Origin of the sequence: Flavobacterium cheonhonense (assembly GCF_035671315.1) — a bacterium.
Taxonomy (GTDB): domain Bacteria; phylum Bacteroidota; class Bacteroidia; order Flavobacteriales; family Flavobacteriaceae; genus Flavobacterium; species Flavobacterium cheonhonense.
On record NZ_JAXAVY010000002.1, the window covers coordinates 429,149 to 452,444 of the forward strand.

The window sequence follows — 23,296 nt, forward strand, 5'->3', positions numbered from 1 at the left end:
AGTTGTTGACTTATTATCTTTTCAATTAAATTTTAATTTTAAAGTATTAACCAATAAAACTATTAATTATGAATGTCAAAAACTTTCTGATCGGAGGTATCGTTGGTGGTATCGCCGATTTTCTGATGGGTTGGCTGCTTTACGGTATGCTGTTAAAAGATTTCTTTCCTAAACCGGAAGGTGCAGCAGAAAACCTCACATTTATCTTTTTGGGTTGTATGTGTTTTGGTTTTATGATGTCTTTCATTTTTAACCAAGGTGAAGTCATTAGTAAATGCGTACCCGGTGTTAAATTAGCCATTGGAATCGGACTGTTCATGTCGCTTTCCATGAGTTTCTTTAACGGAATGTACAGTGCCACTCTAAATTGGCAATTGGTTGCTGTAGATGTTTTGGTTTCAGTAGTCATTGCAGCAATCGTTGGTGCAGTCATAGCGGTAACCAACGGAAAACTCAAATAAATTACTTTACATCATAATGCAACGCTCGAGGAAACTCGGGCGTTTTTTTATGTGAATTATGTAAATTAAATGTAATATTATACTATTTCTTTAGGATTATAAGTACAATATTTGAGGGTTACCTTTTATACAATATTCCAATCTTAAAATCTTCATACAATGAATCTAAAACGAATTTTTGGTGCCATACTTACTATATTGGGAATAGTCAGTCTTATTTATGCCGCACAAGTTTTTCTAACAGCTACCGAAAACACCAGAGATATCAGAACATTGGTAATTTATGGCATATTGGGACTCCTTTTCTTTGTGTCAGGAATAAGTTTAGTAAAAACAACAAAAGATGAGTCCTAAAAAGGGAACAGTTGTACTGATAACAAGCTGTGATTTGACTTTTAATCATTAATCCCATTTATTAAGTGGTAATCATTTTAAAGTGCCTACCTTTATCAGATACGATTTCATATTCAAATAATGTTTATGAAGTATCTATTTAACCAATTTTACTAAATAATCATGGACATTACTGAACTCGAAAAAGCTAAATCTCATATCATTGTTGAAATTATTCAATACATTCCTAATGCTGTAGTAAGCAAAACCATCATTAGAAAAACGACCGGTAACATCACGGCTTCGTCATTTGATGCCGGTGAAGAACTCCAGGAAAAAACATCTCCCTATGACAATTATATCCAAATTATTGACGGAGCTGCCGAAATCACCATCAAGAACCAAAAACACAAACTAACCTTAGGCGAAGGAATCATTATACCGGCTCACGCAAGACATAGTTTTAATGCCAATGAGCAATTTAAAATGATTTCAACTATTATCAAAAGTGGCTATGAAGATTAAAGGCTAAAACAAATAATATACCTGTTTACTTCATAACAAAAAGCGGTATGTAGTATTACTTTAAACGACCTCAGTATGAAACTTTACATAAAATATATGGTCAGTTTGCGTTGCAAAATGTTGGTTAAAGAAGAACTGAAAAATCTTGGTTTACATTACACATCCGTAGAGCTTGGGGTAATTGATATTAGAGAAAACATTACACCGGAAAAAAGGGAAAAATTAAGAAAAGTACTTTTAATGTCGGGGCTCGAATTAATGGAAGATAAAAAAGCTAAACTTATCGAAAAAATAAAGATTGTGATTATCGAGATGGTCCATTACAGCGAAGAACTTCCCAAAGTAAAATACTCTGAATACATCAGCAATATTTTAGGTCATGATTACACTTATTTGTCTAATATATTTTCCGAAGTAAAAGGCAGTACTATTGAACATTACATTATTGAACATAAAATAGAAAAAGTCAAAGAACTACTGCTGTACGATGAACTCAACCTCACGGAAATTTCATATAGAATGAACTACAGCAGCGTAGCACATTTATCTTCTCAATTTAAAAAAGTTACAGGCCTAACCCCTACTTTTTATAAAAATTTAGCTGAAAAAAAAAGGAGAAATTTGGAAAATGTGTGAATTATAACAACTATCCGGTCAATCCTGTAAGAGCTTCACAAAGAAAAGCATTGATCTTTGTTTGTACAAAACTTTTAACCGATGCATAATGAAAAACAATATACCCCAAAAGTTGTCCAAGCCCTACTCAAACCAAAGTAACAAAACAATACTCTTTAATAAAACTAAAGAAAATTGGGATGAAAAAGAATTGTTAATGAATGAATTAAAAGAAGTTTATTGGCATGAAAAAGAGCTCTTGATTGCCATCCCAATGCTGATAAGTAATGCAACTACTTTTGAATTGGTTGAAATGCTGACCATCCATATAATCTATACAAGGAATCATATAGAAAAGTTAGAAAAAAGAATACCTTCCATAATAAAGCTTAACCAATCCATTATCAAATAACGATTTTGTTCTAAATAAATGCTGTACTAGCTTCTTTACAGCATTACTACACTAAAAACTAAATAACGATTTGTTTTGGTTGGTTTAATAAATGTGAAACCATTTATTAGAGTCCTGTTGTTCATACTCAACAGGACTTTTTTTATGTGTGAATAACACAAACTATAACAATTGTTGTATAACAACATCGCCAACAAGGTGTATGACCTTTGTACTTAATATTTAAATAAATACAACATGAAAAAACTACTACTATTATGTATGTGCTTGGCATCTGCAATCGGAACAAAAGCCCAAACAGAAGATAAAAAATGGAACATCGGGCTCTACGGCGGTATCATTCAATACCATGGAGATTTAGGAAGAGATTGGTACAAAACAGACAAAACTATGTATGGCTTTGGAGGCATTACGGTTTCAAGATATTTATGGAAATATATAGACTTAAACCTATTGTATACCCGAGGAACGTTGGGTTATGACAGCGGTGTCACCGGTTATAAAAATGATTACAGTTCAGCGGCGGTCGATTTAAGACTTAACCTTTTCGGCCCTGAATATTTCGTCAGACCATATATGTTTGGAGGAATTGGGGTCATTTTGTTCGACAGCCAATTAAATTTTCATAAAGAAAAGATTGACACCACTTTCCCAGTCGTTGGTGGAGGAATCAATTTTCGATTGTCACCCGTAGTTTCATTAAACCTTCAAGAGAGATTTATGTTTACCAATAACGACAAAAGAGATGGTGCCGTTGCCGGTAAAAATGATGACTATCTGATGCATATGGCCGGATTAACATTCAATCTTGGAGAAAAAAAAGATGCTGATAATGATGGGGTTTCCGATAACAACGATAAATGTCCGGATACACCAACCGGAGTTGCTGTAGATAAAAAAGGATGTCCATTGGATAAAGACAATGATGGCGTAGCCGACTATTTAGATGCCTGTCCCGATGTTTCTGGAAATGTATTAATGAATGGTTGTCCGGATCGAGATAATGATGGCGTAACCGACTTGAGTGATCGTTGCCCCGATACCAAAGGTACTGCAACCCTAAAAGGTTGTCCGGATACTGATGGTGACGGAGTAGCTGATTTAGATGATAAGTGTGCCAATACGCCACCGGGAAATAAAGTAGATAGCAATGGTTGTCCTTTAGATGATGACAAAGACGGAGTTATGAATGACACCGATCGATGCCCGAACGACTATGGTCCATCAAGTCTAAAAGGTTGTCCTGATGGCGATGGTGATGGTGTCCCTGATATTGATGACCGTTGTCCCAATACTAAAGGAACAATAGAAAACAAAGGATGTCCCGAAATAGCCAAACAAGATGCAGTAAGAATTACCTACATCGGTAGTAAAATTTTCTTTGAAAACAACAGTGATAAACTTAAAGTTGCCTCTCTGGTCTTACTGGATGAGTTGGTTAAAATTCTAAACAAATACGAAGGAGCCAATCTGTATATAGACGGTCACACCGATAGCAACGGATCGGATGAGTTCAATCAGTTATTATCGCAAAAAAGAACCAATGCTGTTAGAATCTATTTAATTGAAAAAGGGATTGCTGATAGTCGGATAACCGCAACCGGATTTGGTGAAAGCAAACCAATTGCAAGTAATGAAACCGCACTGGGGAAAGCAAAAAACAGAAGAGTAGAATTAAGAACAACTTATTAGTGTTTATCTTTTGAACTCAAATGTTTGTAAAAGGCTGTCTTGACGACAGCCTTTTTATTTTGTCGCATATTAAAGTAAATATGGGAATAATATAAGTTTAAAAAGCTTTTTTATAAGCAGTTTCAAACAAAACAGCCTGACCTTTAGTATGTATTTTAACAGGTATAAACATGAAAAAAAAACTGTTACCAAAGGTCTTTTCCAAAATCCATTCGCATAGTACTAACCTATACTTCGGGGCGATTTTAATCATCATTTTTTTATTGATTTTAACCCTATAACCCAATTATCGTCAATGATTAAAGTTATTAAAGAAGGTATACTGCTTCAAAAAACCAATCATGCCTTTGAAAATGAAGGCGTATTAAATCCGGCCGCTATAAGGGAAGGTAACTTTGTCCACCTGCTCTACAGAGCAGTTCGTGAAGGCAATCACTCCAGTATTGGATATTGCAAACTCAAAGGCCCATTATTTATAGAAACTCGAAACGAAGAAGCGCTATTATCTCCTGAATTTGATTATGAAAGTCAAGGCATAGAAGATCCAAGAATTGTAAAAATTGAAGATACTTACTATCTGACATTTACGGCCTATGACGGTGTGAATGCTTTGGGTTGTTTGGCGACTTCAAAAGACTTGATTCATTTTGAGAGAGAAGGCATAATTGTTCCGCAAATAACCTATGAAGAATTCAATGCATTAGCGGCTAGCAAAGGAATGATAAACGACAAATACTTCCGGTACAACCAACATGACAGAATTCCTAAAAAAGAGGGAGAAACAATGCTTATTTGGGATAAAAATTTGATTTTCTTTCCAAGAAAAATAAACGGTAAATTGTTGTTTTTACATCGAATAAGACCGGAAATTCAATTAGTAGTTGCTACAGAAAAATTGACCGACTTGACGCCGCAGTTTTGGCGAGAGTACTTTCTTCATTTTAATGAATACATTGTTCTCCAACCAAAATACAAACATGAAGTCAGCTATATCGGTGGCGGTTGTCCTCCTATCGAAACAGCATTCGGATGGCTTCTTATTTACCACGGTGTACACGATTCATTAGAAGGCTATGTTTATGCTGCTTGTGCCGCCCTATTGGATTTGGAAAACCCTCAAAAAGAATTGGCTCGTTTACCCTATCCTCTTTTTGTACCCGAGTTTCATTGGGAACTTAAAGGAGAAGTAAACAATGTATGCTTCCCAACCGGAGCTGTAGTCTTTGAGGATACACTTTACATTTATTACGGAGCTGCCGATGAAAGAATTGCTTGTGCCTCAACCAGCTTGTCGGCATTACTTGCAGAATTAATGCTAAATAAAATTTAAAATGAAAGAAACAAACCCAAAAGCCGTTCGTCCGGAAATCGTTATATTCACCACTTATCCACCCCGAGAATGTGGCATAGCAACCTATACACAAGATTTGATTGTTGCCCTCCAAAACAAGTTTAAAAAAACTTTCCGAATAAAGATTTGCGCACTGGAATTGTCGACAAAAAAACACATTTATTCAAAAGAAGTTGCCTATGTTCTTCAAACTGACAATCCTGCTTCATACAATGAAGTTGCACTGAAAATTAAACAAAATCCAAACATTGAAATTGTTGTGATACAACATGAGTTTGGCCTTTTCAGAAACTTCGAGTCAAATCTGTTAGCATGCATAACGCAAATAAACAAACCGCTATTAGTGGTTTTTCATACGGTTTTACCTAAACCTAATGAGGCAATAAAACACCTGGTTAAGAATATAAACAATATTGCTCAAGGCATCATTGTAATGACACAAACCTCGTCCGAAATTTTGAAATCAGATTACGGAATAGATAAAAGTAAAATTGATGTTATTCCTCATGGGACGCATTTGGTGACCCATTTAAACAAATCCGTTTTAAAAGAAAAATATCATTTGGGCGACCGAAAAATATTGGCCACATTCGGACTCATAAGTTCCGGAAAAGGAATAGAAACAACAATCAATGCTTTACGTTTGATTGTAAAAAGATATCCTAACGTATTGTTTTTAATCATAGGAAAAACGCATCCCGCCGTGGTCAAAGAAGAAGGTGAACAATACAGGGAAACTTTGAAAGCCAAAATCATTGCACTGCATTTGCAAGAGAATGTACTTTTTATGAATGAGTACTTACCCTTGAACACTTTATTAGAATATTTGCAATTAACCGATATTTATCTCTTCACTTCAAAAGACCGAAATCAAGCGGTTAGTGGCACTTTTTCTTATGCTTTAAGTTGTGGCTGCCCTATCATTTCAACACCAATACCGCATGCAATAGAAGTATTACAACAAGAAACCGGAGTTATTGTAGATTTTGAAAATCACAAACAGTTAGCGAGAAAAGTCATTCAGTTATTGGAAGATGAAGAATTATGCGCTACTATTTCAACCAACGCTATCCATAAAATGGCACCAACAGCATGGGAAAATACCGCAATCGCCCATGCCTTTGTTTTTGAAAAAATAACAAAAAACAGATTGTGTTTTAAATACAAAATGCCGAAAATCAATTTGAATCACTTACAAAGATTAACAACCGATTACGGGATGATTCAATTCTGCAACATCAATCAACCGGATATTGGCTCAGGATATACACTCGACGACAACGCCAGAGCTTTAGTGGCTATTTGTCAACATTACAGAAGTTATAAAAACAAATCCGATCTAGCATACATTACCCTATATTTCAACTTTATTAAAAACAGTTGGATTGACAAAGGATCGTTTTTGAATTACCTTGATGAAGGTAAAAATTTCACCGATCAAAACAATGAAACCAACCTCTCCGATTCCAACGGGAGGGCTATTTGGGCGTTAGGGTATTTAATTTCTAATACTGATATACTGCCAAAAGAACTGATTTTACAAGCCAAAGCTGTGTTACAGTTAGCGCTTTCTAACGTTATGGATATTCATTCTCCCAGAGCAATGGCATTTATAATCAAAGGTATCTACTACAGTAATCAACCGGAAGAAAAACCATCATACACTGACTTAACCAAACATTTGGCTGATAAATTGGTTCAAATGTACAAACATGAAAGCAAAGTGAAATGGCAATGGTACGAGAGCTATTTAACCTATGGAAACAGTATACTGCCCGAAGCCATGCTTTGTGCTTACCTAACATTGGGAACCAAAGCCTATAAAGAAATTGCTTGTACATCTTTCGACTTTTTACTATCCGAAATATTTTCCGAAAACAGTATTAAGGTTATTTCAAACAAGGGCTGGCTTCATAAAGACGCTGATAGGAAAAAAGAAATCATTGGGGGTGAACAACCCATCGATGTAGCTTACACAATTTTAGCTTTAAGCAAATTCTATGATACTTTTAAAAACGAGGATTATAAACAAAAAATGGAAATTGCATTCCATTGGTTTTTGGGAAAAAATCATCTAAACCAAATTGTTTATAATCCCTGCACCGGTGGCTGTTATGATGGTTTAGAAGAATTCAATATCAATTTAAACCAAGGAGCCGAATCTACAGTAAGCTATTTAATGGCCCGAATGACGTTAGAGGAAAACAGAAAAAAAAGAAGGCTGAACAATCTTAAAACTCAAAAAAGCTCTCGGATAAAATCCCTTAAAATAAACCCTCAAAAACAAATTGAATTCATCAGAGCATATAATACCCAATAAAGAATACAAAATGAGAATAATACAACTCAAATATTTAATTGTATAATCCATTTAAATCTTTGAATATTAACTTTATACTGATTTTAAGAACCAATTAAAAACATAAATTATGAATAATCTTTTATACACCTTTGCTGTCATACTAATCATTTTATGGGCTATTGGATTTTTTGCCTATAGTGCAGGAAACATCATTCACATTTTATTGGTAATTGCAATAATCGCTATTATATTAAGAGTAATACAAGGAAAAAAAATATAAATATTAATAAATTAAAAATTATCATGAACACAAACAAAGTAGTTTTAGGGTTAATAAGTGGTTTAGCTATTGGCGCACTCGCCGGAGTTTTATTTGCACCCGCCAAGGGATCAAAAACCAGAAAAAGAATCATGAAAAAAGGAAGCAATTACACCAAGGAAATTAAAGATAAGATTGAAGAGTTTTACAATACCGTAGCCACTAAATATGACAATGTATTGGAACAAGCCAAAGAAATTGTCACAGATCATCAAATCAAATAAATGATCTTTTTTCAAAAATGTAACGCTCGGGGAAACTCGGGCGTTTTTTGTTTTACAACATTATATTATTGTTACTACATTAAATATTTTTTAAAAATAGTATGCGCGCATAATATATTTTATTATCTTTGAATTCAGAACGAAATCGTTTTAGTGCTATTAATTAGGTATGAAAGATAAAACTATAGATTATATACTTCGTGCAACTTGGCAAGCGGTAGCCCGAATGTACAACGAAGAAGCCTCGAAATTTGATGGTTCCATGGCTATCGGATTTGCGCTGTTAAGTATAGATAAAGAAGATGGTACGCCGTCAACTTATATAAGCTCCCGAATGGGAATGGAAGCCACCAGCCTAACCCGAACTTTAAAAACACTGGAAGAAAAAGGATTGATCTACCGCCAAAAAAATCCGGATGACGGTCGCGGCGTTCTCATTTACTTAACCGACTTAGGAAAACAAATGAGAGAGCAATCGAAAATCACAGTATTAAAATTCAACGATGTGGTTAAGCAAAACGTACCTGAAGAAAAACTCCAGCACTTTATGGAAGTCGCCGACATCATCAACGAATTGATTACTGAAAAGAAGGTTTTTTAGAACAAAAACAAATAATAATACAATTGTCACACTGAGCTTGTCGAAGTGTTCATCCCATAAAAGATTTTCTACAAGCTCAAACAAACATAATTATAAAGAACAAAAAACATATGAAACGAACAATTAAAAAAGTGGCTGTAATCGGTTCGGGAATCATGGGTTCCGGAATTGCTTGCCATTTTGCCAACATTGGTGTCGAAGTATTGCTTTTGGACATTGTGCCCAATGCTTTAACCGAAGCCGAAGAAAAGAAAGGATTGACCTTAGAAAGCAAAGCTGTTCGCAACCGTTTGGTTAACGATCACTTGGCTAATGCGCTAAAGTCGAACCCATCGCCCATTTACAGTCAGAAATTCGCCTCCCGAATTACTACCGGAAACACTACCGATGATATGGCCAAAATAGCCCATTATGATTGGATTATCGAAGTGGTTGTGGAAAGACTGGACATCAAAAAATTAGTTTTTGAACAAATCGACAAATACAGAAAACCGGGAACGCTGGTAACCTCTAACACTTCCGGTATTCCGATTCAGTTTATGAGCGAAGGCCGAAGCGATGATTTTCAAGCCCATTTTTGTGGCACGCACTTCTTTAATCCGGCACGTTACTTAAAATTGTTTGAAATCATTCCCGGACCAAAAACCAGTAATGAAGTATTGGATTTCTTGTTCGACTACGGTTCTAAATTCTTAGGAAAAACATCGGTTGTTGCCAAAGACACTCCGGCTTTTATCGGAAACCGTATCGGTATTTTCGGAATCCAAAGTTTGTTCCATTTGGTCAAAGAAATGGATTTGACCATTGAAGAAGTAGACAAATTAACCGGTCCGGTAATCGGTCGTCCAAAATCGGCTACTTTCAGAACTGTTGATGTGGTAGGCTTAGACACTTTGGTACACGTGGCCAATGGTTTATACGAAAACTGCCCGAATGACGAAGCCCATGAGTTGTTCAAATTACCGGATTTCATCAACAAAATGATGGAAAACAAATGGTTAGGAAGCAAAACCGGTCAAGGATTCTACAAAAAAGAAGGTAAAGAAATCCTATCACTCGATTTAAATACTTTAGAATACAGAGCTGCTAAAAAAGCTTCATTTGCCACTTTAGAATTGACCAAAACCATCGACAAACCGATAGATCGTTTCAAAGTTTTGGTTAAAGGCAAAGACAAAGCCGGCGAATTCTACAGAAAGAACTTTGCGGCTATGTTTGCTTATGTATCCAACAGAGTACCTGAAATTACTGATGATTTCTATAAGATAGACGATGCCATGAAAGCCGGATTCGGTTGGGAAAACGGTCCGTTCGAAATTTGGGATGCCATCGGTGTACAAAAAGGAATTGAATTGATGGAAACAGAAGGTTTAAAACCGGCTGCCTGGATAGGCGAAATGATAGCTTCAGGCAACACCAGTTTCTACACTATTAAAGAAGGTGCGACATACTACTACAACATTCAAAGCAAGTCGCAAACCAAAATTCCCGGACAAGACAGCTTTATCATTCTAAACAATATCCGAGAAAGTAAAAAAGTTTGGAGCAACAGCGGTGCTGTAATTCACGATTTAGGTGATGGTATCTTAAACCTTGAATTTCAGAGCAAAATGAATACTATTGGCGGTGATGTTTTAGTCGGTATTAACAAAGCCATAGACTTAGCCGAAAAACAATACAACGGATTAGTAATCGGTAATCAAGCGGCTAATTTCTCTGTCGGAGCCAATATCGGAATGATCTTCATGATGGCCGTCGAACAAGAATATGACGAATTGAATATGGCCATCAAAATGTTCCAAGATACCATGATGCGTTGTCGCTACTCTTCTATTCCGGTTGTGGTAGCACCACACGGTATGACCTTAGGCGGTGGTTGTGAAATGACCATGCACGCCGATAAAGTAGTAGCTGCGGCTGAAACTTATATTGGTTTGGTGGAATTCGGAGTAGGCGTTATCCCCGGCGGTGGTGGTTCTAAAGAAATGACTTTGAGAGCAGCGGATTTGTATCGCAAAAATGATGTAGAATTAAATACCTTACAAGAATACTTTTTAACGGTAGCTATGGCTAAAGTAGCCACTTCAGCTTATGAAGCTTTTGATATGGGCGTTTTACAAAAAGGGAAAGACATCGTTGTTGTAAACAAAGACCGACAAATAGCCGAAGCCAAGAAACACGCTTTATTAATGGCCGAAGCCGGTTACACTCAGCCTATCCCAAGAAAAGATGTCAAAGTGCTTGGAAAACAAGCCTTGGGAATGTTCTTGGTTGGAACTGACCAAATGGTAGCCGGACAATACATTTCGGAACACGATCAAAAAATCGCCAACAAATTAGCTTATGTCATGGCCGGAGGAGATTTGTCTGAACCGACACTAGTTTCAGAACAGTACTTATTAGATATTGAAAGAGAAGCTTTCTTATCGCTTTGTACCGAAAGAAAAACATTAGAGCGTATCCAATTCATGTTAACCAAAGGAAAACCATTAAGAAATTAATCAGATGAAAACAGCATATATCGTAAAAGCATACAGAACTGCCGTCGGCAAAGCACCCAAAGGCGTATTCCGCTTCAAAAGACCCGATGAGTTGGCTGCAGAAACCATTCAGTTTATGATGAATGAACTGCCTGATTTTGACAAAACCCGTATCGATGACGTCATGGTGGGTAACGCCATGCCGGAAGCCGAACAAGGTTTAAATGTAGCGCGTTTGATTTCCTTAATGGGATTAAAAGTGACCGATGTTCCGGGTGTAACCGTAAATCGCTATTGTGCCTCAGGTTTAGAAACCATCGCTATGGCGACCTCAAAAATCCAAAGCGGAATGGCCGATTGCATCATTGCAGGTGGAGCTGAAAGTATGAGTTTTATTCCTATGGGAGGCTACAAACCTACCCCAGATTACCGTGTAGCCGCAGAAGGTCACGAAGATTATTATTGGGGAATGGGACTAACCGCAGAGGCTGTGGCTAAACAATTCAACGTGTCCAGAGAAGACCAAGATGAGTTTGCCTTAAACTCTCATTTAAAAGCCATCAAAGCACAAGCAGAAGGCAAATTCGACAAGCAAATTGTACCCATTACGGTGGAGCAAACTTTCATCAACGAAAACGGTAAAAAGGAAACCAAATCCTATACTGTCACTAAAGACGAAGGTCCCAGAGCCGACACCAATGCCGCTGCTTTAGGAAGGTTAAAACCAGTTTTTGCCGCTGATGGTAGTGTGACGGCTGGGAATTCTTCACAAATGAGTGACGGAGCGGCTTTTGTACTCATCATGAGCGAAGAAATGGTAAAAGAATTGAACCTTACGCCTATCGCGCGCATGGTAAGTTATGCCGCAGCCGGTGTTGAACCGAGAATTATGGGAATCGGACCGGTAAAAGCCATTCCGAAAGCCTTAAAACAAGCCGGATTAAACTTGAACGACATCAACTTAATTGAATTAAACGAAGCCTTTGCTTCCCAAGCCTTAGCGGTTACACGTGAATTAGGCATCAATCCTGATATCATTAATGTAAATGGTGGCGCAATTGCGTTAGGACATCCACTAGGTTGCACCGGAGCTAAATTATCAGTACAGTTATTTGACGAAATGAAACGTCGTGGAGACAAATACGGTATCGTTTCTATGTGTGTCGGAACCGGTCAAGGCGCTGCAGGAGTTTACGAATTATTATAAACAACAACTAAAAAAACATATACTATGAGCGATATCACTCGTGGAGGTCAATTCCTCGTAAAAGAAACCAAGTGCGAAGACATCTTCACTCCGGAAGATTTCACCGAAGAACAAATCATGATGCGCGATTCGGTAAAAGAATTCGTCGACAAAGAAATTTGGCCAAATAAAGATCGATTTGAGCATAAAGACTATGCTTTCACCGAAGAAATGATGCGCAAAGCCGGAGAAATGGGCTTTTTAAGTGTAGCGGTTCCTGAAGCTTACGGCGGTATGGGAATGGGATTTGTGGATACTTGTTTGGTATGCGATTATATCTCAGGAGCTACCGGATCTTTCTCTACAGCTTTCGGAGCGCACACTGGAATTGGTACTATGCCGATTACCTTATACGGAACCGAAGAACAAAAATTAAAGTATGTACCGAAATTAGCTTCAGGTGAATGGTTTGGCGCTTATTGTTTAACCGAACCGGGTGCAGGTTCGGATGCGAATTCGGGTAAAACCAAAGCCGTACTTTCAGAAGATGGTAAATATTATAGCATCACCGGACAAAAAATGTGGATTTCCAATGCCGGATTTTGTTCGCTATTCATCGTTTTTGCTCGCATTGAAGATGATAAAAACATTACCGGATTTATTGTAGAAAACGATCCGAGTAACGGCATCACTATGAATGAAGAAGAGCATAAATTAGGTATTCGTGCCTCTTCTACCCGACAAGTTTTCTTCAACGAAACCAAAGTTCCGGTAGAAAATATGTTGGCCGGTCGCGGCGAAGGTTTCAAAATTGCTATGAATGCCTTAAATGTTGGGCGTATCAAATTGGCTGCGGCTTGTTTGGATGCACAACGTCGTGTGACTTCTAATGCCATTCAATACGCTAACGAAAGAGTACAATTCAACACGCCGATTTCTAGTTTTGGTGCCATTCGTTACAAAATAGCCGAAATGGCCACTTCCGCTTATGCCGGAGAAAGTGCTACCTATCGTGCTGCCAAAGACATTGAAAATCGCATCAAAATTCGCGAAGCCGAAGGTGCCAGCCACCAAGAAGCCGAATTAAAAGGTGTGGAAGAATTTGCTATCGAATGTTCTATCTTAAAAGTTGCCGTTTCTGAAGATGTACAAAACTGTGCCGATGAAGGGATTCAAATTTACGGTGGTATGGGATTCTCAGAAGACACGCCAATGGAAAGCGCATGGAGAGATGCTCGTATTGCCCGTATCTACGAAGGAACCAACGAAATCAACCGTATGTTGTCTGTGGGTATGCTAATCAAAAAAGCCATGAAAGGACACGTAGACTTATTAGGTCCGGCCATGAAAGTGCAAGAAGAATTGATGGGCATACCGTCTTTTGAAACACCGGATTATTCTGAATTGTTATCGGAAGAAAAAGAAATGATCGCCAAATTGAAAAAAGCGTTCTTAATGGTCGCTGGTGCTGCCGTTCAAAAATATGGTATGGACTTAGATGCACATCAGCAATTGTTAACCGCAGCGGCTGATATGTTAATCGAAATTTATATAGCTGAAAGTACTATCCTTAGAACCGAGAAATTGGCCAAAAAACAAGGTGAAGACAAATCCAAAGAACAAATTGCCATGGCTAAATTGTACTTGTACAAAGCTGTAGACATCGTTACCCAAAAAGGAAAAGAGAGTATCATATCTTTTGCAGAAGGCGATGAACAACGCATGATGTTAATGGGCTTACGTCGCTTTACAAAATATACCAACATGCCGAATATTGTTGGTTTAAGAGAAACTATTACCGCTAAACTAGTGGCGGAAAATAGCTATTGTTTTTAGATTTTTAGTTAAGTTAATTGTGTTGAAAACCACCTATTTAGATAGGTGGTTTTTTTTTATTTTTAATCACATCACACAAAGAAAATTAAACAAATGTTAAACATTTAACACTTTTAAAAAATATACATGAAATTATTTACTTAAATTTGATGAAAACCTTTAAATCCAAGTTAAGCAAAATGAGTTAAAATCGAGTAATAATTGTTTAGGTATGAGCAAAAAAAAAGGAGATGAGTTTGAACTTCTTAAAAAGATCAAAGAAATCTCCGATTACAAATATGCACTTGATGAATCGTCCATTGTAGCTATAACAGACCAAAAAGGGATTATAAACCATGTCAATGATAACTTTTGTAAAATATCTAAATATTCTCGGGAAGAACTATTAGGGAAAGACCATCGAATTATTAATTCGGGTTATCACAAAAAAGAGTTTGTTAAAAATCTTTGGAGAACGATTGCACAAGGCAAGATTTGGAAAGGAGAACTCAAAAACAGAGCAAAAGACGGCACAATATATTGGGTTGACACTACTATCGTTCCCTTTTTAGATAGTAACGGTAAACCATATCAATATGTTTCAATCCGTTATGATATCACAGAGCGAAAGATTGCTGAGGAAGAATTATTAAAGAAAATTAAAGAGATTTCAGATTACAAATATGCTCTTGATGAATCTTCAATAGTTGCCATCACTGATCAAAAAGGAATCATTACACACGTCAATGACAATTTCTGTGAAATATCAAAATACAGTAGAGAAGAATTATTAGGACAAGACCACAAGATTATTAATTCTTCTTATCATTCAGCAAGTTTCATTAAGGAACTATGGCAAACCATCGCCAAAGGAAAAGTTTGGAAAGGTGAATTGAAAAACAAAGCCAAAGACGGAACTGCCTATTGGGTTGATACAACCATAGTACCTTTCTTAAACGAGCATGGAAAGCCTTATCAGTATGTAGCTATTCGTTCAGATATTTCAGAGCGAAAAAAAGGAGAAGAAAAAATAGCTAAAATGCTGATTAACACCGAATATCAAAACAAACAATTGGTTGATTTTTGCAACATAGTTTCTCATAATTTGAGAGCTCCATTAGTAAACATTTCCATATTATTAGATTATATGGAATCCTGTGATGATTTAGATGAAAAAAATGAAGTGCTCCATAAAATTCAACCTGTAATCAATCATCTAAGCGGTCTTTTAGACGAATTAGTTGAATCTTTACAAGTAAGGCAAGATACCGATATAGAATCAACATCAATAGACTTGAATGAAACCACAAGAAAAATTTTAAACGGATTTGAAGGTCAAATACAAATGTACAACGCCAAAATAAACTGTGATTTTAATGAAATAAACACCATTTCTTATCCTCAACTTTACATAGATAGTATTCTAACCAACTTAATTAGTAATGCTTTAAAATATAAATCGCCAAACAGAAACATAACAATAGATATTAAAACTCAAGTTGATCCGGATGGAACCATACTCTCCATCTCTGACAACGGACTTGGAATTGATTTGGAAATGCACAAACACAATATGTTTAAAATACGAAAAGTATTCCATAAGCATCCGGATGCAAAAGGATTCGGGTTATTTATGACCAAAACACAAGTTGAAGCTATGGGTGGCAAAATATGGATTGAGAGCATTCCTGATAAAGGCAGTACATTTTATATACTTTTTAAATCCCAAATAACATGAGAAAAATCGAACTACTTGCCCTGGTTGATGATGATGACACTTTTGTGTTCATTACCAAACGAATCATCGAAAAAACAGATTACGTCAAAGAAATTAAGGTGTTTAGTAACGGACTGGAAGCCTTGAACTACTTAAAAGAAAACCTCAATTCCGAGTATAATTTACCCGATGTCATCTTTTTAGACTTGTCTATGCCCATCATGGACGGCTGGCAATTTCTGGATGAATTCTCGCATTTGGAAAGCGAAAGAACACAAAAAATTATCATTTACATTTGTTCATCTTCCATATCACCCCATGATTTGATAAAAGCAAAAAAAATGAGTTCAGTGAGTGATTTTATCATAAAGCCGGTAACTAAAGATAAATTCTCCGAACTGGTAATGTCATTATAACCAAAAATTCATTCCATCAAATTTAAACAATAGCCTAAACACCGCTGTAAGTTCTCAGCGGTGTTTTCTTTTTTAAAAGATATTACTATTTTAGTGGCTCATTAAAACAATAAAACATGAAACTTTTAGGAATTGGCTCAAGAATAAATCATGCAGAATATGGCAAAGGTGTGGTTACCAACGTATCATCCAAAGAATATTGGGTAACTTTTATAGATGGCGGATTAGAAACCATCGCAATTGACAGTGAGTTTGAAGTGATAGAAGCTGCCGAAAACGAGGTAGACACCGTTAGTTTTTACGATGTCGAACAAAGTTTATTATCTATACTAAAAAAATGGAACGGTTTGGGCGAACCGGTAGCTATTGGCGACAAATGGAAAGGCGGTAATATGAGATTAGAACCCGGACAACCCGGATTGGCTGCTAAAGATGTGCCTATTGATACTTTCTTTCACAAAATTGTGATGCTTCGTGATCGTTTGCGTGTAATGGAACAAAAAATCAATGCCAGTAAATTGGAAGAAATAGAAAAAGTCGAGTTACAACAATACATTACCCGCATTTATGGAAGTTTGACGACTTTCAATGTGCTTTTCAAATCTCAAACTGATTATTTTGTCGGAGAAAAATCTAAGTAAATTTTAACCCTTTGTGTAAAGAGTAACTCAACCGATATGGTTACCTTTAAGCATTAAAAAAATTACCTCATGAAAAAAATAGTCTTAGGAATAATTGCTGCCGGATTAGTCATATTTGGTTGCAAAAGCTCGGCAACCCCGGATAAAAGCAAAACGCTGAATCTTAATTTTGAATCGAAAAGTGGTAGCCATGTCACTGGTACCGCTGTATTTACAGAAAAGAATGGTGAAGTGATTTTTACCGCCAAACTATCAGGCTTAAAGCCTGGTGTTCATGCCATACACATCCACGAAAAATCGGATTGTTCTGCCGCAGATGCTACTTCAACAGGAGGTCATTGGAATCCTACCTTTAAAAAACACGGTAAATGGGGAGATGCCGAATACCATAAAGGCGATATCGGAAACTTTACCGCAGATGCAGAAGGTAACGGTACTATCACTATGACAACCAATGAATGGTGCATTGGCTGTGGAGATGAAACCAAAGACATTTTAGGAAAAGGCTTAATTGTACACGACAAACCGGATGATTTTGTAACCCAACCTACCGGTAATGCCGGAGCAAGAGTAGCTTGTACTGCATTAATCAAATAAATTTATTTGGAAGAACAAGAACATCTTTATTTCAGGAATGCCCAAGAATGGCGCCAATGGCTGCACGATAACCATCAATCGGCAACCAAAGTCTATTTGATTTTTTATAAAGTCGGCTGTGGCATCGAAAGCATGCGTTGGGAAGAAGCCGTGCAAGTTGCTATTTGCTATGGTTGGATTGATTCTACGGTTAAAAAGTTAGATGAAAACCGCCGCAGGCAAATGTTTACACCCAGAAAAGATAAAAGTGTTTGGAGTAAACTCAATAAAACCTATATCGAAAAACTTATCGCCGACAATTTAATGCACGAAAGTGGCTTACGGAAAATAGCAATTGCCAAACAAAACGGTTCTTGGGAATCCTTAGATCAAGTCGAAAATCACATAATGCCGGAAGATTTAATCCAGGCTTTCGAACAAAATCCATTGGCCTTAGAAAATTATAACAATTTCAGTCCATCCTATCGAAAAAGCTATTTATATTGGTTAAATCAGGCTAAAAGAGCCGAAACACGGGCCAACAGAATAGCGGAAATCGTCTCTCTTTGCGAACAAAATATCAAATCCAGAGGTACCTATTAAATTTGGTTACAAAACCATAACCTACAACTCTTAAAAATAAATTAGTTTTGTGCTGAAAATGACAATGAAAGATGATTAACCCTTCAGTACCCGGTTGGATAGACAAGTTTTTTGCAGAGCAAAATCGGTCGTCACATTCGTTTCCGAAAGACGAAGAGGATTTTTACATTCGAACAAGAAATACCGGTTTCATTTTTGGTCATATTGTTAGTTTTGATGCCTCAATACCGATTGAAACAGAAGATCGGCTTCCGCAGGAAATCTCCAAAATCGGCATGCTGAATACCCTTTTTCAAATGTACCGATTGGTCAGACAAAACAACAACAATACTGCTTTTGTTGAAGAAACGGTTGCCTTTTACAACACCATGATTCCAAAAGGATTCAATCCTCTGAAAAAGGTTTTAGAATCGAGTTCATACTCTAGTAAATTGGAAAAAATTGTACACGAAAGAGTGCAAACCAATGAAGATATTTTCAGCAAAAATTTTTCACATGTCATTACCAATGCCTTGTTATTTATTGATGTTTTGGCTTTCAAACAATACTTGGAAAAAGGCAATGTACCCGAAAAGTACTCTACTATCATTGAAGATATTGTCATCAGTATAGTGTCACTTTCGCTTAAATCAAAAACCGGTATTTCGCCTCACGATGATTTACTGGCCAAGCTGTTTGAATCTTCTGTACGCTATAATAAATACAACAATAACAATATCAATACTATTGAAGATTTAGATTTAAGTTACTTATCCAATAAGCTTGAAAAATACTATGTTATCGATCTAGCAGGAATTAGTTTATGGAGTGATGCCAAGGTGGAAAATGAAGAGCGTTACTTTATGTTCAAATTAGGAGAAATACTCCATACAGACGACAATAAAGTTCTGGAGAGTATTCATTTCATTAACAACTTTATCATTACTTACAAGGCCGAAATTCCGTATTTCAATTTTTCCAACCCTGTTAAACATTTTTACGATCAAACGACAGAAAGTGTAGCTATTCTAATTAACAGAAACAAATCGAGGTTGCTGAAAGAAATTTCAGAAAGCAAAGAATTGATGCAGCTTTTAGCCAAATCTACTCGGAAAGATTTGGACAAAGATGAAAAGAAGAAAGTCAAAAAACAGTTGTTAGATATTTGTAAAACGATACCTTCACTTACTATTTTTTTGTTACCCGGAGGCGGTTTGTTATTACCTATTTTAATCAAGTTTATCCCTACCCTGTTGCCGTCATCTTTCAACGAAAATATAGACGACTAATAGCTGTCAATCCATGAAAACGAGGCCAACTTTATGCTTTCGTTATTGTCTTTTATATATTGCAAAAAGGCGGCAGCTACCGGACTCATGGCCTTTCCTTTCAACCAAATCAATCTCCAATTGGTTACCAAAGGCAAACCCTCAGCCGGTAAAATCACCACATCTCCTTTTTCCAATTCGTTTTTTAAACCTATCAACGGCATAACCGAATATCCCAAACCGGCAATAACGGCTTGTTTAACGGCTTCGTTTGAAGTCAACTGTATGCGCATTTTCGGACTGATACCATAACGCTTCAGATAACTTTCCATGGAATTTTTAGTTGCCGAACCGTCTTCTCTGAAAATCAAAGGTACTTGGGTTAAAAAAGAAGAACTTACCGCTAAATTCACAAGATTGGTATTTTTATGCCCAACTAAAAACAGTTTATTCTCCATTAAAACCTCAGATTCGAGCGCAATATCATCGGGTAATATAGAAACTAAAGCAAAGTCAACTTCGTTATTCTTCAAACTCTTAATCACTTTGGTCTTATTGTTTACATCCATTTCCAACTCAATACCGTTATTCATTTTCATAAAATCAGCCAAAAAATAAGGAATCACATACTTCCCTGTTGACACCACAGACAATTTCAACTTGCCTGACAAAATCCCTTTGTATGCCATTGTTTTGTAATTAACAGCATTGACTTCATCTATAATTTTTTGAGCCGCTAAAGCTATTTCCTTCCCAAAATCGGTTACATACAACTGTCTGCCTATAACTTCTGTTAGTGGAATATCAAACTGATCTTGGAAGTTTTTCAACTGTATGGAAACCGCAGGTTGTGTTAGAAACAATTCCTCAGCTGCTTTGGTTATGCTTTTGGTTTGGGTGATTTTCAAAAAAATTTGAAGTTGGTGCAATGTAAAGTTCATAAAAATAATTTATGTATTTCATTACAAATATAAATAAAAATATATGAAATATAATTTTGAATTTTGCCCTGTCAAACTTTAAAAAACAAAAAACAACATGACAAGAATCACTGTAGCCAAAGGAGACGGAATTGGTCCGGAAATTATGGATGCCACCCTCGAAATCATCAAAGCGGCCGGAGCCCAACTTGAAATTGATGAAATTGAAGTAGGAGAAAAAGTGTATTTGTCCGGAAACACTTCAGGGATTGCTCCTGAATCATGGGACATTATCCGCAAAAACAAAGTGTTTCTAAAAGCGCCCATTACTACACCGCAGGGAGGCGGTTATAAAAGTTTGAATGTTACCACACGTAAATTCTTAGGATTGTATTCAAACGTAAGACCTTGCATGAGTTTGCATCCTTTTGTGGAAACCAAACACCCTAAAATGGACATCGTAATCATACGAGAAAATGAAGAAGATTTGTATGCCGGAATTGAGCACCAACAAACCGATGAAGTGGTACAATGCTTAAAACTTATCAGTCGTCCTGGTTGTGAAAAAATTATCCGCTATGCTTTTGAATACGCCAAAGTTTACGGCAGAAAAAAAGTAACCTGCTTTACCAAAGACAATATCATGAAACAAACCGATGGCTTATTCCACCAAGTGTTTGATGAAATTGCCGCCGAGTATCCTGAAATTGAAAATGAACACTGGATTATTGACATCGGTGCCGCAAAAATGGCCGATACACCGGAAGTTTTTGATGTGATTGTAACCTTAAACTTGTACGGCGATGTATTATCAGATGTAGCAGCTCAAATTGCCGGTTCTGTCGGATTAGCCGGTTCAGCCAATATAGGCGAAGAATGTGCGATGTTTGAAGCCATTCACGGTTCTGCACCAAGAAGAGCAGGACAAAATGTAGCCAATCCATCAGGTTTGTTAGAAGGCGCAGTAATGATGCTAAACCACATCGGGCAAACCGAAATAGCCGAAAAAGTACAAAACGCTTGGCTTAAAACCATAGAAGACGGAATCCATACCTACGACATTTACAAAGAAGGTGTGAGTAAGCAAAAAGTTGGTACTAAAGAATTTGCTCAAGCGGTAATAGCCAACTTAGGACAGAAACCCAAATTACTCAAACAAGTTTCTTATGCTAAAGACGCCGTTTTGAGTCTCCCAAAATACGAAAAGAAACCCGCGAAAAACAAAGAATTGGTTGGCGTTGACTTGTTTGTGCATTGGAACGGCACTGACCCTAATGAATTGGCAACCAAACTAGAAAGCCTCAATACCGAAAACAAAAATTTAATGATGATTACCAATAGAGGTATCAAGGTTTGGCCTGATGGTTTTAAAGAAACCTACTGCACCGATCACTGGCGTTGTCGTTTTAAACCTACCAATGGCAAATTGTTGCACCAAAATGAAATCATCAATTTGTTGTCTAAAGCATTAGATGCTAAAATCGATGTCATCAAAACAGAGAATTTATATGAATTTGATGGTAAACCGGGCTATTCTTTAGGACAAGGTCAATAATATGATACTATGAAAAAGTTTTGCTCTCCTAAAACTGTATTCAAATTTCAATTGGTTTTTTGCTTATTGACATTATCGATTGGCCTTTATCTCAGTTTTACCAACAATGCTATTGTGGACAATGCCATTTTAGGCTTAGGCATTTTAGCCACCAATCATACTTTCAACAATCCTTTAAATCAGTAAAATGACCAATATAAAAGAGTATACACTAATTGACGGTACATTTTCCGTTGAAGATGCCGACCAAATTTTAACCGCATTATTAAACTATAAAATAGATTATCATAACAGAGAAGATTTCAGCAAACATATCCGATTTAATCGTGATATCGAGCATTCCAAAAAACGTATTCAAGAGCTTATAGCAACAAAAGAAGCAGTCAAGAATTTGATAGCTGAGACAGAATCGAACAAATTTAATTTGGTTATTAATAGTACGATTACCATAAGACTCGAAGAAGCCTAATGTTTGGAGGAAGAAATCTTCTCATTGCTACCAAGCATCGGAAAGAAACAGTGATTGCTCCGTTGTTTAGTGACGCATTCGGAGTACACTGTTTCATTTCTGATGAAATTGACACCGATAGTTTGGGTACATTTTCGGGAGAAATTGCCAGGAAAAAGAACACTATTGAAACCCTACGCGATAAATGTGACCTCGCTCATAAAACTGTCGGTGCCGACTTGGTTGTAGCAAGTGAAGGAACATTCGGACCACATCCGACACTTTTTTTTGCGCATGCGGATGACGAGTGGATGATGCTTAAAGATTACCGTAACAACCTTGAAATTGTAGTTAGAGAAATCAGTACCGAAACCAATTTCTACGGAGATAACATCAACAACATAAGAGATTTGGAAGCTTTTGCCTTCAAAGTGCAATTTCCTTCTCACGGAATCATACTCAAACCTGCGGAAAAAAACTTTAGTAAAATTGTAAAAAACATCCAAGATCGGGAAGAACTCCAGCAGCATTTTAATAGTATGATGAACGAATTCGGAACAGCTTATGCTGAAACTGATATGCGTGCGATGTACAATCCTACTCGGATGAAAGTAATTGAAAAGGTTACCAACAAACTAATCACTAAAATTAAGACCGCTTGTCCTGTCTGTGATTATCCGGGATTTGACGTAAGTGAAATAAAAGCAGGCTTACCCTGCAATAATTGCCTGCTTCCTACTCGCTCTACCTTAAGTCATATTTACCAATGTAAAAATTGCAATCATACCAAAGAAAAAAAGTACCCGAGAAATATCCACTACGAAGACCCAATGTATTGCGACCATTGCAACCCTTAA

24 protein-coding genes are annotated in these 23,296 nt (G+C 36.7%); 23 read left to right on the top strand and 1 reads right to left on the bottom strand.

The annotated features are described in order from the left end of the window. The first annotated feature begins 68 nt into the window (after positions 1–68). The 19 genes from SK086_RS07835 (at position 69) to SK086_RS07925 (ending at position 19,537) form a co-directional block, all read left to right on the top strand. Entirely contained in the window at positions 69–461 is a 393-nt protein-coding gene (locus SK086_RS07835; protein WP_324690777.1) for a hypothetical protein, read from the top strand. A gap of 516 nt (positions 462–977) precedes the next feature. After that, the gene (locus SK086_RS07840; protein ID WP_324690778.1) at positions 978–1,319 is read left to right on the top strand and encodes a cupin domain-containing protein; all 342 of its coding nucleotides are present in this window, start codon (positions 978–980) and stop codon (positions 1,317–1,319) included. 75 nt (positions 1,320–1,394) lie between these two features. Further along, positions 1,395–1,955 (top strand): helix-turn-helix domain-containing protein, encoded by a 561-nt coding sequence (locus SK086_RS07845; protein ID WP_324690780.1) that lies wholly within the window; start codon positions 1,395–1,397, stop codon positions 1,953–1,955. A gap of 88 nt (positions 1,956–2,043) precedes the next feature. After that, on the top strand, positions 2,044–2,346 hold the full coding sequence (locus SK086_RS07850; protein ID WP_324690782.1) for a DUF892 family protein: 303 nt from the start codon (positions 2,044–2,046) through the stop codon (positions 2,344–2,346). 237 nt (positions 2,347–2,583) lie between these two features. Further along, complete coding sequence (locus SK086_RS07855) at positions 2,584–4,038, top strand: OmpA family protein (RefSeq protein WP_324690784.1); 1,455 nt, start codon at positions 2,584–2,586, stop codon at positions 4,036–4,038. 295 nt (positions 4,039–4,333) lie between these two features. Continuing rightward, positions 4,334–5,368, top strand: a complete 1,035-nt coding sequence (locus tag SK086_RS07860) for a glycoside hydrolase family 130 protein (RefSeq protein ID WP_324690786.1) — start codon at positions 4,334–4,336, stop codon at positions 5,366–5,368. Position 5,369: 1 nt separating this feature from the next. Next, the gene (locus tag SK086_RS07865) at positions 5,370–7,709 is read left to right on the top strand and encodes a glycosyltransferase (protein ID WP_324690788.1); all 2,340 of its coding nucleotides are present in this window, start codon (positions 5,370–5,372) and stop codon (positions 7,707–7,709) included. Positions 7,710–7,818: 109 nt separating this feature from the next. Beyond that, positions 7,819–7,971, top strand: a complete 153-nt coding sequence (locus tag SK086_RS07870; protein WP_324690790.1) for a lmo0937 family membrane protein — start codon at positions 7,819–7,821, stop codon at positions 7,969–7,971. Between the two features lie 23 nt (positions 7,972–7,994). Further along, a complete protein-coding gene (locus SK086_RS07875) occupies positions 7,995–8,234 on the top strand; it encodes a YtxH domain-containing protein (protein ID WP_324690792.1) in 240 nt (79 codons plus the stop codon). Positions 8,235–8,403: 169 nt separating this feature from the next. Next, positions 8,404–8,835 (top strand): MarR family winged helix-turn-helix transcriptional regulator, encoded by a 432-nt coding sequence (locus tag SK086_RS07880; protein ID WP_290875738.1) that lies wholly within the window; start codon positions 8,404–8,406, stop codon positions 8,833–8,835. A 110-nt stretch (positions 8,836–8,945) separates the two neighbouring features. Then, on the top strand, positions 8,946–11,336 hold the full coding sequence (locus SK086_RS07885) for a 3-hydroxyacyl-CoA dehydrogenase/enoyl-CoA hydratase family protein (RefSeq protein ID WP_324690795.1): 2,391 nt from the start codon (positions 8,946–8,948) through the stop codon (positions 11,334–11,336). Positions 11,337–11,340: 4 nt separating this feature from the next. After that, entirely contained in the window at positions 11,341–12,522 is a 1,182-nt protein-coding gene (locus SK086_RS07890; RefSeq protein WP_324690797.1) for an acetyl-CoA C-acyltransferase, read from the top strand. 24 nt (positions 12,523–12,546) lie between these two features. Further along, positions 12,547–14,337: an acyl-CoA dehydrogenase family protein gene (locus tag SK086_RS07895; protein WP_324690799.1), complete on the top strand. Its 1,791-nt coding sequence runs from the start codon at positions 12,547–12,549 to the stop codon at positions 14,335–14,337. A gap of 211 nt (positions 14,338–14,548) precedes the next feature. Continuing rightward, a complete protein-coding gene (locus SK086_RS07900) occupies positions 14,549–16,054 on the top strand; it encodes a PAS domain-containing sensor histidine kinase (RefSeq protein ID WP_324690801.1) in 1,506 nt (501 codons plus the stop codon). Beyond that, on the top strand, positions 16,051–16,449 hold the full coding sequence (locus SK086_RS07905; protein ID WP_290876043.1) for a response regulator: 399 nt from the start codon (positions 16,051–16,053) through the stop codon (positions 16,447–16,449). Before SK086_RS07900 ends, SK086_RS07905 begins: the two co-directional genes overlap by 4 nt. Positions 16,450–16,565: 116 nt before the next feature. Beyond that, positions 16,566–17,090: a hypothetical protein gene (locus SK086_RS07910; protein ID WP_290876041.1), complete on the top strand. Its 525-nt coding sequence runs from the start codon at positions 16,566–16,568 to the stop codon at positions 17,088–17,090. A 69-nt stretch (positions 17,091–17,159) separates the two neighbouring features. Continuing rightward, the gene (locus SK086_RS07915) at positions 17,160–17,687 is read left to right on the top strand and encodes a superoxide dismutase family protein (RefSeq protein ID WP_290876039.1); all 528 of its coding nucleotides are present in this window, start codon (positions 17,160–17,162) and stop codon (positions 17,685–17,687) included. Positions 17,688–17,693: 6 nt separating this feature from the next. Then, positions 17,694–18,269 (top strand): YdeI/OmpD-associated family protein, encoded by a 576-nt coding sequence (locus SK086_RS07920; RefSeq protein WP_324690802.1) that lies wholly within the window; start codon positions 17,694–17,696, stop codon positions 18,267–18,269. Positions 18,270–18,340: 71 nt separating this feature from the next. After that, positions 18,341–19,537 carry an LETM1-related biofilm-associated protein gene (locus tag SK086_RS07925; RefSeq protein WP_324690803.1) on the top strand — a complete coding sequence of 399 codons (1,197 nt, stop codon included), beginning with the start codon at positions 18,341–18,343 and terminating at the stop codon, positions 19,535–19,537. Here SK086_RS07925 and SK086_RS07930 read toward each other — a convergent pair. Then, the gene (locus SK086_RS07930) at positions 19,534–20,457 is read right to left on the bottom strand and encodes a LysR family transcriptional regulator (RefSeq protein ID WP_324690805.1); all 924 of its coding nucleotides are present in this window, start codon (positions 20,455–20,457) and stop codon (positions 19,534–19,536) included. The two genes, SK086_RS07925 and SK086_RS07930, sit on opposite strands and share 4 nt — an antisense overlap. Before the next feature lie 97 nt (positions 20,458–20,554). Here SK086_RS07930 and SK086_RS07935 point away from each other — a divergent pair, with 97 nt between their 5' ends. The 4 genes from SK086_RS07935 to SK086_RS07950 are packed head-to-tail and all read left to right on the top strand — an operon-like array spanning position 20,555 to position 23,296. After that, positions 20,555–21,991, top strand: a complete 1,437-nt coding sequence (locus SK086_RS07935; RefSeq protein ID WP_324690806.1) for an NADP-dependent isocitrate dehydrogenase — start codon at positions 20,555–20,557, stop codon at positions 21,989–21,991. A 9-nt stretch (positions 21,992–22,000) separates the two neighbouring features. After that, positions 22,001–22,177 (top strand): hypothetical protein, encoded by a 177-nt coding sequence (locus SK086_RS07940; protein WP_324690808.1) that lies wholly within the window; start codon positions 22,001–22,003, stop codon positions 22,175–22,177. Between the two features lies 1 nt (position 22,178). Then, positions 22,179–22,460 (top strand): hypothetical protein, encoded by a 282-nt coding sequence (locus tag SK086_RS07945; RefSeq protein ID WP_324690809.1) that lies wholly within the window; start codon positions 22,179–22,181, stop codon positions 22,458–22,460. After that, entirely contained in the window at positions 22,460–23,296 is an 837-nt protein-coding gene (locus SK086_RS07950) for a DUF6671 family protein (RefSeq protein WP_324690810.1), read from the top strand. The genes SK086_RS07945 and SK086_RS07950 overlap by 1 nt, the downstream gene beginning before the upstream one ends.

Bases quoted from the DNA above. Each gene is read 5' to 3' on its own strand.
- SK086_RS07835 (WP_324690777.1), top strand. From the start codon at position 69: ATGAATGTCAAAAACTTTCTGATCGGAGGTATCGTTGGTGGTATCGCC.
- SK086_RS07840 (WP_324690778.1), top strand. From the start codon at position 978: ATGGACATTACTGAACTCGAAAAAGCTAAATCTCATATCATTGTTGAA.
- SK086_RS07845 (WP_324690780.1), top strand. From the start codon at position 1,395: ATGAAACTTTACATAAAATATATGGTCAGTTTGCGTTGCAAAATGTTG.
- SK086_RS07850 (WP_324690782.1), top strand. From the start codon at position 2,044: ATGAAAAACAATATACCCCAAAAGTTGTCCAAGCCCTACTCAAACCAA.
- SK086_RS07855 (WP_324690784.1), top strand. From the start codon at position 2,584: ATGAAAAAACTACTACTATTATGTATGTGCTTGGCATCTGCAATCGGA.
- SK086_RS07860 (WP_324690786.1), top strand. From the start codon at position 4,334: ATGATTAAAGTTATTAAAGAAGGTATACTGCTTCAAAAAACCAATCAT.
- SK086_RS07865 (WP_324690788.1), top strand. From the start codon at position 5,370: ATGAAAGAAACAAACCCAAAAGCCGTTCGTCCGGAAATCGTTATATTC.
- SK086_RS07870 (WP_324690790.1), top strand. From the start codon at position 7,819: ATGAATAATCTTTTATACACCTTTGCTGTCATACTAATCATTTTATGG.
- SK086_RS07875 (WP_324690792.1), top strand. From the start codon at position 7,995: ATGAACACAAACAAAGTAGTTTTAGGGTTAATAAGTGGTTTAGCTATT.
- SK086_RS07880 (WP_290875738.1), top strand. From the start codon at position 8,404: ATGAAAGATAAAACTATAGATTATATACTTCGTGCAACTTGGCAAGCG.
- SK086_RS07885 (WP_324690795.1), top strand. From the start codon at position 8,946: ATGAAACGAACAATTAAAAAAGTGGCTGTAATCGGTTCGGGAATCATG.
- SK086_RS07890 (WP_324690797.1), top strand. From the start codon at position 11,341: ATGAAAACAGCATATATCGTAAAAGCATACAGAACTGCCGTCGGCAAA.
- SK086_RS07895 (WP_324690799.1), top strand. From the start codon at position 12,547: ATGAGCGATATCACTCGTGGAGGTCAATTCCTCGTAAAAGAAACCAAG.
- SK086_RS07900 (WP_324690801.1), top strand. From the start codon at position 14,549: ATGAGCAAAAAAAAAGGAGATGAGTTTGAACTTCTTAAAAAGATCAAA.
- SK086_RS07905 (WP_290876043.1), top strand. From the start codon at position 16,051: ATGAGAAAAATCGAACTACTTGCCCTGGTTGATGATGATGACACTTTT.
- SK086_RS07910 (WP_290876041.1), top strand. From the start codon at position 16,566: ATGAAACTTTTAGGAATTGGCTCAAGAATAAATCATGCAGAATATGGC.
- SK086_RS07915 (WP_290876039.1), top strand. From the start codon at position 17,160: ATGAAAAAAATAGTCTTAGGAATAATTGCTGCCGGATTAGTCATATTT.
- SK086_RS07925 (WP_324690803.1), top strand. From the start codon at position 18,341: ATGATTAACCCTTCAGTACCCGGTTGGATAGACAAGTTTTTTGCAGAG.
- SK086_RS07930 (WP_324690805.1), bottom strand. From the start codon at position 20,457: ATGAACTTTACATTGCACCAACTTCAAATTTTTTTGAAAATCACCCAA.
- SK086_RS07935 (WP_324690806.1), top strand. From the start codon at position 20,555: ATGACAAGAATCACTGTAGCCAAAGGAGACGGAATTGGTCCGGAAATT.
- SK086_RS07940 (WP_324690808.1), top strand. From the start codon at position 22,001: ATGAAAAAGTTTTGCTCTCCTAAAACTGTATTCAAATTTCAATTGGTT.
- SK086_RS07945 (WP_324690809.1), top strand. From the start codon at position 22,179: ATGACCAATATAAAAGAGTATACACTAATTGACGGTACATTTTCCGTT.
- SK086_RS07950 (WP_324690810.1), top strand. From the start codon at position 22,460: ATGTTTGGAGGAAGAAATCTTCTCATTGCTACCAAGCATCGGAAAGAA.